Source organism: Bradyrhizobium sp. (genome assembly GCF_027451485.1).
Classification (GTDB): domain Bacteria; phylum Pseudomonadota; class Alphaproteobacteria; order Rhizobiales; family Xanthobacteraceae; genus Bradyrhizobium.
The window spans coordinates 1-15,460 of the sequence record NZ_DAIDJE010000085.1 but is presented as its reverse complement, the minus strand read 5'-3'; the positions used below and the strand labels follow the sequence as shown (position 1 = coordinate 15,460).

14 protein-coding genes are annotated in these 15,460 nt (G+C 63.7%); 8 read left to right on the top strand and 6 right to left on the bottom strand.

The window, feature by feature from the left end; genetic code table 11:
* The 3 genes from gatC to NEZ08_RS11510 form a co-directional block, all read right to left on the bottom strand.
* On the bottom strand, positions 1-189 hold a 189-nt coding region (gatC, locus tag NEZ08_RS11520), incomplete at its 3' end, for an Asp-tRNA(Asn)/Glu-tRNA(Gln) amidotransferase subunit GatC (RefSeq protein WP_298106919.1).
* A gap of 242 nt (positions 190-431) precedes the next feature.
* Positions 432-1,508, bottom strand: a complete 1,077-nt coding sequence (locus NEZ08_RS11515; RefSeq protein ID WP_298106923.1) for a nitronate monooxygenase family protein — start codon at positions 1,506-1,508, stop codon at positions 432-434.
* A gap of 43 nt (positions 1,509-1,551) precedes the next feature.
* Positions 1,552-2,526 carry a nitronate monooxygenase family protein gene (locus tag NEZ08_RS11510; RefSeq protein WP_298106922.1) on the bottom strand — a complete coding sequence of 325 codons (975 nt, stop codon included), beginning with the start codon at positions 2,524-2,526 and terminating at the stop codon, positions 1,552-1,554.
* A 104-nt stretch (positions 2,527-2,630) separates the two neighbouring features.
* On the opposite strand from NEZ08_RS11510, the gene NEZ08_RS11505 reads away from it, so the two are divergent.
* On the top strand, positions 2,631-3,521 hold the full coding sequence (locus tag NEZ08_RS11505) for a LysR family transcriptional regulator (protein ID WP_298106921.1): 891 nt from the start codon (positions 2,631-2,633) through the stop codon (positions 3,519-3,521).
* Between the two features lie 43 nt (positions 3,522-3,564).
* Positions 3,565-4,041, top strand: coding sequence for a Holliday junction resolvase RuvX (ruvX, locus tag NEZ08_RS11500; RefSeq protein WP_298106918.1), 477 nt, complete (start codon positions 3,565-3,567; stop codon positions 4,039-4,041).
* On the opposite strand, the gene NEZ08_RS11495 is transcribed toward ruvX, so the two are convergent.
* Together NEZ08_RS11495 and NEZ08_RS11490 are read right to left on the bottom strand one after the other, a co-directional pair.
* Positions 4,036-4,821, bottom strand: coding sequence for a CPBP family intramembrane glutamic endopeptidase (locus NEZ08_RS11495; protein WP_298106917.1), 786 nt, complete (start codon positions 4,819-4,821; stop codon positions 4,036-4,038). The genes ruvX and NEZ08_RS11495 overlap by 6 nt on opposite strands.
* A 29-nt stretch (positions 4,822-4,850) precedes the next feature.
* Positions 4,851-6,497, bottom strand: a complete 1,647-nt coding sequence (locus NEZ08_RS11490; RefSeq protein ID WP_298106916.1) for an acyl-CoA dehydrogenase family protein — start codon at positions 6,495-6,497, stop codon at positions 4,851-4,853.
* A 195-nt stretch (positions 6,498-6,692) separates the two neighbouring features.
* Here NEZ08_RS11490 and NEZ08_RS11485 point away from each other — a divergent pair, with 195 nt between their 5' ends.
* From NEZ08_RS11485 to plsY, 3 genes are all read left to right on the top strand, one after another.
* Positions 6,693-7,646 (top strand): aspartate carbamoyltransferase catalytic subunit, encoded by a 954-nt coding sequence (locus tag NEZ08_RS11485; RefSeq protein WP_298106915.1) that lies wholly within the window; start codon positions 6,693-6,695, stop codon positions 7,644-7,646.
* A 4-nt stretch (positions 7,647-7,650) separates the two neighbouring features.
* Entirely contained in the window at positions 7,651-8,952 is a 1,302-nt protein-coding gene (locus tag NEZ08_RS11480; RefSeq protein ID WP_298106920.1) for a dihydroorotase, read from the top strand.
* 72 nt (positions 8,953-9,024) lie between these two features.
* Positions 9,025-9,615, top strand: coding sequence for a glycerol-3-phosphate 1-O-acyltransferase PlsY (plsY, locus tag NEZ08_RS11475; protein ID WP_298106914.1), 591 nt, complete (start codon positions 9,025-9,027; stop codon positions 9,613-9,615).
* A gap of 2 nt (positions 9,616-9,617) precedes the next feature.
* Here plsY and NEZ08_RS11470 read toward each other — a convergent pair whose 3' ends face one another.
* On the bottom strand, positions 9,618-10,853 hold the full coding sequence (locus NEZ08_RS11470; protein WP_298106907.1) for an amidase: 1,236 nt from the start codon (positions 10,851-10,853) through the stop codon (positions 9,618-9,620).
* A 152-nt stretch (positions 10,854-11,005) separates the two neighbouring features.
* Between NEZ08_RS11470 and dprA the strand changes: the two genes are divergently transcribed.
* The 3 genes from dprA to NEZ08_RS11455 all read left to right on the top strand — a co-directional run.
* On the top strand, positions 11,006-12,121 hold the full coding sequence (gene dprA, locus NEZ08_RS11465; protein WP_298106906.1) for a DNA-processing protein DprA: 1,116 nt from the start codon (positions 11,006-11,008) through the stop codon (positions 12,119-12,121).
* Positions 12,122-12,479: 358 nt separating this feature from the next.
* Entirely contained in the window at positions 12,480-15,230 is a 2,751-nt protein-coding gene (topA, locus tag NEZ08_RS11460) for a type I DNA topoisomerase (protein ID WP_298106904.1), read from the top strand.
* Positions 15,231-15,244: 14 nt separating this feature from the next.
* Positions 15,245-15,460, top strand: a 216-nt coding sequence (locus tag NEZ08_RS11455; protein ID WP_298106903.1) for a hypothetical protein, incomplete at its 3' end; no start/stop codon positions are given.

Sequence of the window (15,460 nt, the reverse complement as noted above, 5' to 3'; positions counted from 1 at the left end):
CCGCATCTTCATGGCCATTGGCGTCACCGACGTCATCGGCTCGACGCCGTCAACGTCGACCTCTTCAAGCTGCTCAACGAACTTGAGCATTGCGTTCAGCTCGCCCTGAAGATGGGCAATTTCGGAATCCTTCACACCGATACGCGCCAGGTGCGCGATACGGCGGACGGTGTCAGCATCAACCGACATTAATATATGGCCTCGAAGCGGGGTTGCGCCTAGCGCCCACTTTCCGAAGTTCGTGCGCCACTTCAGCAGCCGCTCTCACGAACGTCGGAAAGTCATGGGCACTAGCAAGCATTTGATCTCGTGCCGCTTTCTATTTGAAGTTCCTGGGCCGAGTTCGCCGCGTGTGGCGCAGGAACTTCAAACAGGCGGCATTAGCGTATAGCAGAGGCCGGTTTTGCGCCGCAACCGTGGCCAAGGCGGGCTCAGCCCGCCATTTTGCTCAACCGGGCCAAGGCGCTGCCGGCCAAGGCCCGCGTCAGTTCTGCTGCGGGCATATCCCGCCCCATCCGCACGGCTTGACCGGCCCAGAGATTGCTGAAATCGAGGCTGCCCTGCTTTTCTGCCGCCGCCCTGAGCGGCGCGAGTGCAGTCGCCGCGTGGGGGAATTGCGGCGCCGTCGCCGAAACCGGACCAATCTCGCGCATCGCGCGGTTGATGAGACCTCGGGCCGGGCGGCCGGTCATGACGTTCGTGATGACGGTGGAATCGTCGCGCCCCTGTGCCAGCGCCATGCGGGCCGGGGCGGAAACCTTGGATTCTGGGCAGCGCAGGTAAGCGGTGCCGATCTGAACGCCGGCCGCCCCGAGTGCAAAGGCCGCCGCAATCCCCCGCCCGTCGGCGATGCCGCCCGCTGCAATGACAGGCACATGCACGGCATCGACCACCTGAGGCACCAAGGCGAAGGTACCAGGCTGCTCGGAGATATTTTCAGTCAGGAACATGCCTCGATGGCCGCCGGCATCCGCGCCCTGCGCGATGATTGCATCAACGCCGTGCTCATCGAGCCAGATTGCTTCCTTCACCGTCGTTGCCGCCGCGACAACTTTGCAGCCAGCGGCCTTTACCCTCGCCGTCAGATCTTTGTCGGGCAGGCCGAAATGAAAACTGACGATTTCGGGCTTGAGTTCTTCGACGATCTCGCACATCGCGCCATCAAATGGAACCCGGTTCGCGGCATTAACCGGTGCTGCGGTATCCAGGCCAAGCTCCCTATAGTAAGGCGCCAGCCGCTCCTTCCAGGCGGCCTCGCGAGCGGGGTCGGCGGCGACCTGCTTATGGCAGAAGAAATTCATATTGATCGGCGCGGAGACCCGCTGGCGAATGATCTGAACTTGTTCACGCGCCTTTTCGACCGAAAGCATTGCGCACGGCAGCGAGCCAAGTGCACCGCCCTGCGCGGCCGCAACCACGAGATCGGCGTCCATCACGCCCGCCATGGGCGCCAGCACAATTGGAAATTCCGTTCTGAAAAGGTCGATCAATCGGCGGTCGGGCCACATGTTCGTGTCTCGCATGAATGAGCGTGTATCGGCGAGCGGCACTTCACGCCGCCTGGAAGTTCCGCCTGCCTGAGAGGATCTGGTCGGCTTCGCTGACGATCCTTTCGACGATTTCCCTCGCGGGTGGAATGTCATGGATCAGGCCGGCGGCTCCCCCGGCAAACACGGCGGCAACATCATAGTTGCCAGCATCGCGTTGGACCCCGTATTCGGCCGCAACCGCCTCGACATTGTGGACCAGTTCGGTCTCGCGTCCGATCCATCTGCGCGCATGGTCGTTGACCAACGTGCGGGCGGTGAAGGGCGCGGGCCACCAGATCTTGCGCGAAATATCAAAGATCATGCCGCGCACCGTGTCACCGGCGGTCGCCGCACAAATCCGCTTCTTGGCTTCGTCCGCGCCATCGCATTCGACACTGGCGTAAAAGCGCGTACCCAGCAGGACGCCGCTGGCGCCCATCACCATCATGGCAGCCAGCCCTCGCCCGTCGGCAATGCCGCCGGCCGCGACGACCGGCACCTGCCCTGCGGCGAAATCAACAATCGCCGGCACGATGTCCAGCGTCGTGCGGGAAGCGCCATGGCCGCCGGCCTCGGTGCCCTGCGCGATCAGAATATCGGCGCCGGCATCGAGCGCCTGTTTTGCCATATCTTCGGTCTGGACCTGGCAGATCAAGAGACTGCCGGCCGCCTTGATGCGCGGCCCGAAAGGCTTTGGGTCGCCGAATGACAACATGATCGCGCGCGGCTTCGCCTGGAGTGCGATATCCAACAGTTCCGGTTTCCTGGCCATGCTCCAGGTGATGAAGCCGACGCCAAATGGCACCGAGGATGTCTGGAGTTTGGCGGTTTCCTGCACCAGCCATTGCTTCTCGCCGTAGCCGCCGCCGAGAATGCCAAAACCGCCGGCCTGGCCGACCGCCGCAACCAGCCGCGAGCCGGCAATAATCGCCATCGGCGCTGAAAGCACGGGGTGCTTGATGCCCAGGAGGGACGTGAGTGGCGTGCTGATCGGCATCATCGCTCCGTTGCTATGGACAGGCATGGTAGCCAAGCCTACCATTCTTCAAAAGTGATTATTAGAGAACCCAGACATCTCGAAATGAGAACGAGAGCATGCCGCTGGATTTGATCGACCTGGTGACGTTTTCGGCCGTCGCGCGCTGTGGGGGCATCACCCGCGCCGCCGAAGAACTCAATACCGTGCAATCCAATGTCACCCAGCGAGTTAAGGCGCTCGAGGCTGAAATCGGTACGGCATTGTTTGAGCGCCATAGCCGCGGCATGACCTTGACCGGGGCTGGCCGCCGGCTGCTCCCCTACGCGCAGCGGATGGCCGCTTTGTCCCGCGAGGCGCTTCTCGCCGCACGCGACGATGGCGAGCCGAAGGGTCCACTTGCGATCGGCTCGATGGAAACAACCGCTGCCGTCCGTCTGCCGGGGCTTTTGGCAGAATTTCACCGCCGTTTCCCCAAAGTGACGCTGACGTTGAAGACAGCAACAACTGCGGATCTCGTCACAGGCGTATTGGAGGGAACACTCGACGGTGCCTTTGTCGCGGCTCCGATCGAGCATGGCGATCTCTTGTCCGCCGTCGCCTTCCACGAGGAGTTGGTGTTGGTCTCTGCGCTGCGTTTCTCCAGCCTCACCGCGCTCCGTGCCGGCACATCCGGATCCGGTCCAACTGCGCTCGTGTTTCGCACCGGCTGCACCTACCGTCAGCGGCTCGAGCAGTTGCTCACCGATTTTGGCTGGCCGTCGGCCGTGCGTTTCGAGCTTGGCACGCTGGATGGCATGATCGGCTGTGTCGCCGCCGGCATGGGAGTGACCCTGCTGCCGCGCGCCGTGGTCGAACGCAGCCAGCAGCGCGATGAGATCAGCATCCATGCCCTCGACACGCCGTGGTCGCGGGTGGACACGCTCTTCGTTCAGCGCCGCAGCACCCATCAATACAGCGCCCTCACCGGCTTCACATCGTGCCTCACCGCGGCCGATCACGTCATCGCGGCTTGATCGATCCTTTGCGCCGCGGCTGAGGCGGTGTTATTCGAACACCATGCCCGCTCTCATTCTGCCGCTGATCGAAGCCGCCACGCATTGGCCCGCGCGTGGCGCGCTGATCGGGCTTGATCTCGGCACCAAGACGATCGGCGTCGCAGTGTCCGATCCGGACCGGCGGCTGGCAACCGGCGTGACCACCATCCAGCGCAAGGCGTTCAAGGCCGACGCCGCGCGGCTGGCCGCAATCGCCGCCGAACGCTCCGTGGTCGGCTTCATTCTGGGGCTACCGATCAACATGGACGGCAGCGAGGGCCCCCGCGCGCAATCGACGCGCGCCTTTGCACGAAATTTCTCGCAACTGACGGCGCTTGCGATCGGACTGTGGGACGAACGGCTCTCGACCGCCGCCGTTGAACGCGAGCTGATCGGGACGGACATGAGCCGCGCACGCCGCGCCGAGGTGATCGACGAGCACGCCGCGATCTTCATCCTGCAAGGCGCGCTGGATCGGCTCTCGAGAAAGCAGCTATGAACTGGTGAGCAGGATGGTCTGCACGACCGCCGCAAGGTTGTTCAGGCCATGCAGAATGATCGTCAGCCATGTCGAGTTGGAGCGATAGCGCAGATAGCCGAGCAACAAGCCGATCGAGAAGACCTCGCCAAGAAAATACCAGTTGTATTGCAGGTGCAGCCCGGTCCAGACCAGCGATGACAGGACGATCGCGCCAGGTACCCGCAGAAACGTTTCCGACCAACCGCGGTAAAGAAAACCGCGGGCGAAGAACTCTTCCGTAATCGGAGCGGCGACGCAGAACGCCAGGATCAGAAGCCAGAGTGCGCCGTCTTCGCGGGCGGTTTTCAAGACATCGCCCATGAAGCCGGGCTCGACCTCCCGCCCAGTAGCCCGCGAAAGCGCATCCCAACCCATGACCAGGATGAAAAGCGCGACCACGCCAATCGCGAGGTTTCTCCATGAGAAACCGCGCAATGCGAGATACTCGGAAAAGCGCGCGCCCTTGATCCGGATGGCAATCCACAACGCCAAGGCAACTGCCGGCAATCCGGTGATCACCGAAAGCGAGATCGTCAGCCCGTGGCTGACAACATGACGAACCGCGTCACCGAAGGTCTCCTGATCGATTGCCCCACCTTGCCGGAACAAAAACCAGCCCACGACCGCCAATTGGCCGAGAAACATCGCCGCGAAAACGACAAAACCCCAAAATGCCGTGCCCCAGAACTTCCAGACCCGGGGGGTGGACGTTGAGAGCGGCTCGGCAGCGATAGGCGATTCAGGATTGAGAGAATCCATCAACAGACCTTTACAGATAAAGAGCGCACTCAGCGGGGCAGCGCCCGGTCGAGCAACCGGCCGATGTCCTCGCTCGCCAAGTCCACGGCGCCGTACATGCCGCCGTGATTCCCGGCAAGATGCGTCCTTGCGAACAGTTCGGCATGGCGCGGCGCTATTCGATTGAGCGCAGCCGCGGCAGCCAGCAACGCCAGTCTTTCGACCGCCAGTCGCGCGATACCTTCAGCGTCGGCACGACGGAACGTTGTTCCGATGAAGGCCGCCGCCTCGCCGGCCCCCGGCAGGCCAGCCGTTTCCTGGGCAAGCCCCTGCAGAATTTCCGTCGCCGCGCCCGCTTCGCGCGACAGCGCCCGCAGGACGTCGAGGCACATCACGTTGCCCGAGCCTTCCCAGATCGCGTTAACCGGCGCCTCGCGGTAGTGCCGCGCCAGAATGCCTTCCTCGACATAGCCATTGCCGCCGAGGCACTCCATCGCCTCGTAGAGAAATCCCGGCGCGCTCTTGCAGGTCCAGTATTTGATCGCGGGCGTCAAGAGCCGCATGTAGGCGGCCTCGCTGGCGTCCACGCCCGCGCCGTCGAAGGCCCGGCAGAGCCGCATTACCAGCGCAGTCGATGCCTCGACGTGGAGCGCCATGTCGGAGAGCACCGCACGCATCAAGGGCTGATCGGACAAATGTCTCTGGAACACGCTGCGATGCCGCGTGTGTTGCAGCGCATGGGCGAGGCCCGAACGCATCAGGCCGACGGATGCGATGGCGCAATCCTGCCGCGTCAACTGCACCATCTGGATAATGGTGCGGATGCCTTTGCCTTCCTCGCCGACCAGTTCGGCATAGGCGCCGAAAAATTCCACTTCGGACGAGGCGTTTGAGCGGTTACCAAGCTTGTCCTTCAGCCGCTGGAATTCGATCGCATTGACCGTTCCATCGGGACGAAAACGCGGCATGAAGAAACAGCTCAAGCCTTGGTCGGCCTGGGCCAGCACCAGAAACGCATCGCACATCGGCGCCGACATGAACCATTTGTGGCCGGTGATGCGATACGCCTCACCGTCGCGCTCCGCTCGCGTCATGTTGGCGCGCACATCGGTACCGCCCTGCTTTTCGGTCATGCGCATGCCGAGCGTCATGCCGCGCTTGGTCGGCCACGGGGCGAAGGTCGGATCGTAGGCACGGGTGCCGACGACTGGCATGATCGTCTGCAAGAGATCCGGCTGTGAGGCGAGCGCCGCCACGGAGGCTCTTGTCATCGTGATCGGGCACAGATGCCCGGTCTCGACGCCTGCGGCCATGTAGAACTTGGCCGCGCGCACCACCTCGGTCGGCGCGCCGGCGGACTTCCCTCGAGTGGTCCAGGTCGAATTATGCAGGCCCGCATGGGCGCTGTGCGCCATCAGTTCGTGATAAGCCGGATGAAACTCGACCTGATCGCGGCGGTTTCCCCTGGAATCGAAGGCGCGCAGTTTCGGCGTATTTTCATTGGCGAGCCGCCCGCGCTCGGCCATAGCCGCCGAACCCCAATGGCGGCCGAACTCGGACAGTTCCTTCGTGGCCCCGGCCCCGCCATGGGCGGCGACAGCCTCGGCAAGCGCCGTATCCAGCGCAAACAGATCGACATCGACCAAGGGCGGCGACTGGTTGAACACCTCATGGGTCGCGAATGAAGTCTTGGTCATGGAATATCCCAGCGGGACGCACTGTCGCTTGATCATACGCGCCGGCGCACCCGCGCCGCAGCGAAAAATGCGGTTCTCCGCCAGCATAATTGACGAAACCTTGATGGCTGCAAAGCGGAGCGACCGGGGGATAACTTTTAAGTTCCCTCTTCGGCCTTGCTAGGGGCCGCTCCTGCCCCTATAGCTCTGGCTTTAATGACATCCGCATCGAAATCGACCTTCGTTCTCGGTCACCGGCATTTGCTGGGCATAGAGGGCCTTTCCGCCGCCGATATTACCGGGCTCCTCGACCTCTCCGAGGAATATGTCGAGCTTAATCGACAAGTCGACAAGAAGCGCACGTCGCTGCGCGGCCGCACCCAGGTGAACCTGTTCTTCGAAGCCTCGACCCGAACCCAGTCGTCGTTCGAACTGGCTGGCAAGCGGCTCGGCGCCGACGTCATGAACATGTCGGTGTCCTCTTCCTCGATCCGCAAGGGCGAGACGCTCATGGACACCGCCGTCACGCTGAACGCCATGCACCCCGACATTCTCGTCGTCCGCCATCACGCCTCCGGTGCGGTTGAACTGCTGGCGCGGAAAGTCGATGGTTCCGTGATCAATGCCGGCGACGGCGCACACGAGCATCCGACACAGGCGCTGCTCGACGCCCTGACCATCCGCCGCAATAAGGGCCGCCTGGAAGGATTGACGGTTGCGATCTGCGGCGATGTGCTGCATTCGCGCGTAGCGCGGTCCAACATCATCCTGCTCAACACGATGGGCGCACGCGTGCGCGTCGTGGCACCCTCCACGCTCCTTCCGCAGGGCATCGAGCGGATGGGCGTCGAAGTCGCCCGCGACATGCGCGAGGGACTGCAGGGTGCGGACATCGTGATGATGCTAAGGTTGCAACGGGAGCGTATGAACGGCTCGTTCGTGCCGTCGAGCGGCGAGTATTTCCATTATTTCGGGCTCGATCAGAAGAAGCTCGCTTACGCCAAGCCGGATGCGCTCGTTATGCATCCGGGCCCGATGAACCGTGGCGTGGAAATCGACTCGATTGTCGCCGACGGCGCGCAATCGCTGATCCGCGAACAGGTGGAAATGGGAGTGGCGGTTCGCATGGCGGTGCTGGAAGCGCTCGCCCGAAACCTGCCAAATGCGTAAGACCATGCTTACAGATCGCCGCCCTATTCTGCTTGCCAACGCCCGCCTGATCGATCCATCGCGGGATTTCGACGGTCCCGGCGACGTCCTGATCGCTGACGGCCTCATCCGCGACAACAAGCGGGGCATCGGTGCAGCCGGCGTTCCCGAGGGCACCGACATCATCAATTGCGCCGGCAGGATCGTCGCGCCCGGTCTGATCGACATGCGCGCCTTCGTCGGTGAGCCCGGCGCCAGCCACCGCGAGACCTTTGCGTCGGCCAGCCAGGCCGCAGCGACCGGCGGCATCACCACAATCGTCTGCCAGCCGTCGACCTCGCCGGTGATCGACAACTCCGCGACCGTCGATTTCGTGCTGCGGCGCGCCCGCGACACCGCGATCGTCAACATCCATCCGATGGCCGCGCTGACCAAGGGCCTCGCCGGTGAGGAAATGACCGAGATCGGTCTCTTGAAGGCCGCCGGTGCGGTGGCCTTCACCGATGGCGACAAGAGCGTCACCAATGCGCAGGTCATGCGACGTGCGCTCACCTACGCCCGCGATTTTGATGCGCTGATCGTTCATCACACCGAGGACCCGCATCTGGTTGGCGAAGGCGTCATGAACGAAGGCGAGTTCGCCACCCGGCTCGGCCTGATGGGCATCCCGACCGCCGCGGAAGCGGTGATGCTGGAGCGCGACATGCGTCTCGTCGCCCTGACCGGCGGCCGCTATCACGCGGGTTCGCTGACGTGCCAGGAATCGCTTGATATCCTCAAGCGGGCGAAGGACGCCGGCCTTGACGTTTCGGCCTCGGTGTCGATCAACCACGTCACGCTGAACGAGAACGACATCGGTCCCTACCGGACGTTCTTAAAGCTGTCGCCGCCGCTGCGAACCGAAGACGATCGCCGCGCGTTAGTGGATGCCGTCGCGTCGGGCCTGATCGACGTGATCATGTCCGATCACAATCCGCAGGACGTCGAGGTGAAGCGCCTGCCGTTCGCTGAAGCGGCTGTCGGCGCGGTCGGACTCGAGACAATGTTGCCGGCGGCTCTGCGGCTGATTCACCGGGGCGAGATGGATTTCAAGACGCTGATCCGCGCGTTGTCGACGCGGCCGGCCGAATTGCTCGGCCTGCCCGGCGGCTCGTTGCGGCCGGGCTCACCGGCCGATGTAATCGTGATCGACACCGAGACGCCATGGGTGCTCGATCCCGCCGATCTCAAGTCCCAGTGCAAGAACACGCCCTTCGACGAGGCGCGCTTCTCCGGCCGCATCGTTCGCACCATCGTCGGTGGGCGCACTGCCTACGAACATGTCTGACGAAGCTGGCCCCTGCCGTGAAAACGCGGCACACTGAGGCGAGCCCGCAATAACGGCAATGGGGAGGCCGTGATGTCCGCAAATACATGGCTGCCGCTCGCTCTGATCGTCGGCTATCTACTCGGCTCGATCCCCTTTGGCCTGGTCCTGACCCGGCTTGCCGGCACGGAAGATCTGCGCTCGATCGGCTCGGGTAATATCGGCGCCACCAATGTGCTGCGCACCGGCCGCAAGGGTCTGGCCGCCGCAACGCTCTTGCTTGATGCGCTGAAAGGCACGGTCGCCGTGATCATTGCGAGCCATGGCGGTGCGGAAGCGGCGATGCTCGCCGGTCTCGGTGCCTTTCTCGGCCACCTCTTCCCGGTGTGGCTGAAGTTCAGGGGCGGCAAAGGCGTCGCTGTTTATATCGGCATCCTGATCGGTTTGTTTTGGCCGGCCGCGATCGTGTTCTGCGCGGTATGGCTGATCACGGCCGTGATCTCGCGTTATTCCTCGCTCTCGGCACTGGTCGCCAGCGTCGCAACGCCGATCTTCCTGTTATGGTTCGGCCACCCGGCGCTCGCCGCGCTGTCTGCGCTGATGACCGTGCTGCTGATCTACATGCACCGCGCCAACATCAACCGGTTGATGGCAGGAACAGAAGGCAAGATCGGACAGAAATAGCGTTACGATTTCAGCGCCCGCTCCATGAAGCGCGCCGCAGCGATCGCTTTCGCATCGTCCGAGTAGTCGGCGATGGTCTGCACGCCGACCGGCAAATTGCCTTCGGCGACATAGGCCGGCACGTTGACGCAAGGCGTGCCCATCAGCGTCCACAGCGCGTTGTAACGGGGATCGCCGGTCGAATCCAAACCCTTGGGCGGAATGCCCGGCGCCGATAGCGCAAGCAGCACGTCGACATCTTTGAGGATTTCGCTCAACGCCGCGCGCGCCTTCGCCGCCACGTTACGCGCCGCGTCGTAATCGGCGGCGGTGTAGTGGCGACTGTCATCAAGCCGGCCGCGCAACAGCGGCGGCATCGCGTCGTATTTCTCACGGTACTCCCAGGCGAACGCCTGATGCGCCTCGAACTGCTGCACCACGTTGTGAATCCGCCAGGCTTCGGCGACGATGTCGGGCATCTTCAATTCGCGGACCGACGCGCCCGCTTTTGCTGCCGCCCGCACCGCGTGCTGCAGAGCTTCCGCCCCGCCCGCTTCAGGCGCACCCGCAAAGTCCTGCGTCACCACGCCGATGCGCGGCGATGTCATCTCTCCCGCGTTCAGTTCGCCGCGCCCGGTGATGGCGCTGAGCGCGATCGCGACGTCTTCGACGCCGGCCGCAAACAGGCCGACGGTGTCGAGCGTCCAGGAAAAGCATTTGACGCCGACCGGTGGCAACAGCCGATAGGACGGCTTGATCGCCGCCACGCCGCAGAACGAGGCGGGGCGGATCACCGAGCCGCCGGTCTGCGTGCCGACCGCAAGCGGAAGCATGCCGGCACCGACCGCCGCGGCCGAGCCCGACGACGAGCCTCCCGGCGTGTGGCCCGGATTGCGCGGATTAAGCGTCGGCGTCGGGTCGTTCGCCGCAAAGGCCGTGGTCGTGGTCTTGCCGACGACCGTGGCGCCCGCCTGCTTGAGCAGCATCACGATCGGCGCATCGGCGCGTGGCTGATGGCCCTTGTAGATCGCTGCGCCCATTTCGGTCGGCAAGTCGGCCGTATCGATAATGTCCTTGATGCCGACGGCGATGCCGGCCAGCGGACCTTGCGCCTGCGCCTTCGGGTTTTTGCTGCGGCAAACAAAGGCCTTGATGTCAGCTTCATGCTTGTCGATCGCGGCAAGCGACTCCGCGAGCGCGGCCTCCGGGGTGAGCGCGCCCTGCTCGATACGGCGCTTCTGGTCGGCGAGCGAGATCATGGGTTTTCCCTTCTTATCCGGCGCGACGCCGGCATCCGCGTCTATGCGTAGCAAGAGGGGAATAGCCGGGACAAGGGGCGGCCCGACGATGGCTGGGTTGCGGGCGGAATGCCCCCTTCCCCACGCGCTCGGCTTGATCCATTCTGGACAACATGGACACGCGATCGCCCCAGACAATGCAAGTGACAGAGGCCGAGCGCATCGACCGCTTGCGGCTGATCCGGTCGGACAATGTCGGGCCACGAACTTTCCGTTCGCTGGTTCGTCATTTCGGCAGCTCGCGAGCGGCGCTGGAGCGGCTACCCGATTTCGCCCGTCGCGGCGGCGCATCACGGCCGCAGCGCATCCCGAGCGAGGCGGATGCACGCAGCGAGCTGGAAGCCTGCGCCAGGCTCGGTGTCAGGCTGATCGCGCCGGGCGAAGACGGCTATCCGCCACGGCTGGCGGAATTGGACGATGCGCCGCCGCTGCTCGGCGTGCGCGGCATCCATGAAGTCCTGATGCGGCCTATCATTGCGATCGTCGGCTCGCGCAACGCATCCGCCGCCGGTTTGAAATTCGCACAGGTGCTGGCGCATGATCTCGCAGACGCCGGATTTGTTGTTGCGTCGGGTCTCGCCCGCGGCATTGACCAGGCCGCGCACCGCGCCTCGCTCGAAGGCGGCACGCTCGCCGTGCTCGCCGGCGGTCATGACCGGATCTATCCTCCCGAACACACGGATTTGCTGACCGCAATTCTTGGCCATGGCGCCGCGATCTCGGAAATGCCGCTTGGCCATGTGGCCCGCGCGCATGATTTCCCGCGGCGTAACCGCCTGGTCTCCGGCGCTTCGCTGGGCGTGATCGTGGTCGAAGCCGCACTGCGGTCGGGCTCTCTGATCACCGCGCGTCTGGCCAACGAGCAGGGCCGTGAAGTCTTCGCCGTGCCGGGCTCGCCGCTCGATCCACGCGCGGCGGGCACCAACGGCCTGATCAAGCAGGGTGCGACGCTGATTACGGAAGCCTCTGACGTCATCGAAGCCGTCGAGCCGATCATGGGCCGGCGGCCGATCGAATTGCGCGAAGACGACGCCGAACCGCTTGCGCCCGATCCTGATGAGGCCGAACGCGAACGTGTCGTCTCCCTGCTCGGCCCCACCCCCGTCCAACTCGACGACCTGATCCGCCTATCGGGCGCTTCCTCCGCAGTGGTGCGCACCGTGCTGCTCGAGCTTGAACTCGCCGGGCGGCTGGAGCGCCACGGCGGCGGATTGATCTCACTTCTCTGAGAGAGCGGCCAGCGCATTTCGACGCGCTGGCCTTATCGGTGGACGCATTCACCTGCGGAAGACCGGTGCACCGGCCGGCGAACTGGTCACCCCGCCGTCGACCAAGATCTCCTGGTCCTGCGCGTGGGCCGCGTTCCCGGCCGGACTTTTCTGTTCCGGAGAGACAATCTGCCGCCTTGTGATACAACCATGAGCAATATTTTTACAACCTGTATGAGGTGTAAATTTCCCACTTTCGCCTGCTTTCAACCGCTGGCGATTTGACAGGGGCGGCCTCACCACCCATGTTCGGTCGGGAACGGCCGACGCGAATCCTGCGGAACCGGCCCTTATTTTTTCCCTAAGCCCTTGGAATGACATGAATCTCGTCATCGTGGAGTCGCCGGCTAAGGCCAAGACGATCAACAAATATCTGGGCGCTTCCTATGAAGTCCTAGCGTCTTTTGGCCATGTTCGCGACCTCCCCGCCAAGAACGGATCGGTCGATCCCGACGCCAACTTCCAGATGATCTGGGAAGTCGATCCCAAGGCGAACAGCCGGCTCAACGATATCGCCAAGGCCCTGAAAGGCGCCGACAAGCTCATTCTGGCAACCGACCCTGATCGCGAGGGCGAAGCGATCTCCTGGCACGTCCTCGAAGTCTTGAAGGAAAAGCGCGCGCTGAAGGATCAGGCCATCGAGCGCGTGGTGTTCAACGCCATCACCAAGCAGGCGATCTCGGAGGCGATGAAGCATCCGCGCCAGATCGACGGTGCGCTGGTCGACGCCTATATGGCACGTCGCGCTCTCGACTATCTGGTCGGCTTCACCCTCTCACCCGTGCTGTGGCGAAAGCTGCCCGGCGCCCGCTCGGCCGGCCGCGTTCAATCGGTGGCCCTGCGGCTCGTCTGCGACCGCGAACTCGAAATCGAAAAGTTCGTGCCGCGCGAATACTGGTCGCTGGTCGCGACGCTCGCGACCGCGCGCGGCGAAACCTTTGAAGCGCGGCTCGTCGGCGCCGACGGCAAGAAGATCCAGCGCCTCGATATCGGAACCGGCGCGGAAGCGGAGGATTTCAAGAAGGCGCTGGAAACCGCCACCTTCGTGGTGACCTCGGTCGAGGCAAAGCCGGCCCGGCGCAACCCGCAAGCCCCCTTCACCACCTCGACCCTGCAGCAGGAAGCCAGCCGCAAGCTCGGCTTTGCGCCCGCACACACCATGCGGATCGCGCAGCGGCTCTATGAAGGCATAGATATCGGCGGCGAAACCACCGGTCTCATTACCTATATGCGAACCGACGGCGTGCAGATCGACCCATCGGCGATCACGCAGGCGCGGAAAGTGATCGGCGAGGATTACGGCAAAGCCTATGTCCCGGACGCGCCGCGCCAGTATCAGGCCAAGGCCAAGAACGCGCAGGAAGCACACGAAGCAATCCGCCCGACCGATCTGTCGCGGCGCCCGAACGATATGCGCCGGCGGCTCGATCCGGAACAGGCCAAGCTTTACGAGCTGATCTGGACCCGCACCATCGCGAGCCAGATGGAATCCGCCGAACTCGAGCGCACCACGGTCGACATTACGGCGAAGGCCGGCTCCCGCGCGCTGGAACTGCGCGCATCCGGCCAGGTGATCAAGTTCGACGGTTTCCTCGCGCTCTATCAGGAAGGCCGCGACGACGATGGTGACGATGAGGACAGCCGCCGCCTGCCCGCCATGAGTCAAGGCGAAAACGTCAAGCGCCAGCACCTCGCCGTCACGCAGCATTTCACCGAACCGCCACCGCGCTTCTCTGAAGCTTCGCTCGTCAAGCGCATGGAAGAACTCGGCATCGGCCGGCCTTCGACCTACGCCTCGATCCTCCAGGTGCTGAAGGACCGCGGCTATGTACGGCTGGAAAAGAAGCGCCTGCATGGCGAGGACAAGGGCCGCGTCGTCGTCGCCTTCCTCGAAAATTTCTTTTCCCGCTATGTCGAATACGATTTCACCGCAGCGCTGGAAGAGCAGCTCGACCGCATCTCCAACAACGAGATTTCCTGGCAGGAGGTGCTGAAGGATTTCTGGCGCGGCTTCATTGGCGCCGTCAACGATATCAAGGATTTGCGCGTCGCTGAGGTCCTCGACGCTCTCGACGAGATGCTGGGGCCGCACATCTATCCGCCGCGTGCGGATGGTGGCGATATCAGACAATGCCCGAGCTGCGGCACCGGGCGGCTGAACCTGAAGGCCGGCAAATTCGGCGCCTTCGTCGGCTGCTCCAATTATCCGGAATGCCGCTACACGAGGCCCCTTGCGGCCGACAGCGAAGCCAGCGCCGATCGCGTGCTCGGCAAGGACCCGGAGACCGGCCGGGATGTGATCGTGAAGGCCGGCCGCTTCGGTCCCTATATCCAGCTCGGCGATCAGAAGGATTACGAAGAAGGCGAAAAGCCCAAGCGCGCCGGAATTCCGAAAAACACCTCACCTGCCGACGTCGACCTTGAGCTCGCGCTGAAACTGCTGTCACTGCCGCGCACGATCGGCCTGCATCCGGAAACCGGCCAGCCGATCACCGCCGGTCTCGGCCGTTTCGGGCCGTTCGTGAAGCACGAGAAGACCTATGCCAGCCTGGAAGCTGGCGACGAAGTCTTCGACATCGGACTTAATCGCGCGGTCACGCTGATCGCCGAAAAGGTCGCAAAAGGCCCGAGTGGCCGCCGCTTTGGCGCCGATCCCGGCAAGCCCCTGGGCGATCACCCGACGCTTGGCACGGTTGCGGTCAAGAACGGCCGCTACGGCGCCTACGTCACGGCGGGCGGCATCAATGCGACCATCCCCGGCGAAAAGACCCCGGACACCATCACGCTTGCCGAAGCGATCGCGCTGATCGACGAGCGTGCAGCCAAGGGCGGCGGTGCAAAGCGCCCCAAGAAGACGGCCAAGCCAAAGGCCGAAAAGGCTCCGGCAGGCAAATCGGATAGCGATAGCGCGGCCGGCCCTGCCAAGAAGGCTGTGGCGAAGAAATCGGCAGCCAAGCCGAAATCGGAATCCACGTCGAAAGCGCGGGCGCCGGTAACGGCCAAGAAAACCTCGCCCAAAAAAGCCGCCAAGTCTGTCGCCAAGAAGAGCGCCGGCAAGGCAAGTGGATAAGGCAAGCGGATAGAGTGCCCCGGCAACGCGACAGCGTCTTTCCCCCGACCGAGACAATCGTCGCCTTTATTCGCGCGCATCCGGGAAAGGTGGGAACCCGGGAGATTGCCCGCGAGTTCGGCCTCCGGAACGCCGACCGCGCCGAGCTGAAGCAATTGCTGCGAGACCTGGCCGACGAAGGCATCATCAAGAAGCGCGGCAAGGAAATCAGCGAGCCCGAGATCCTGCCC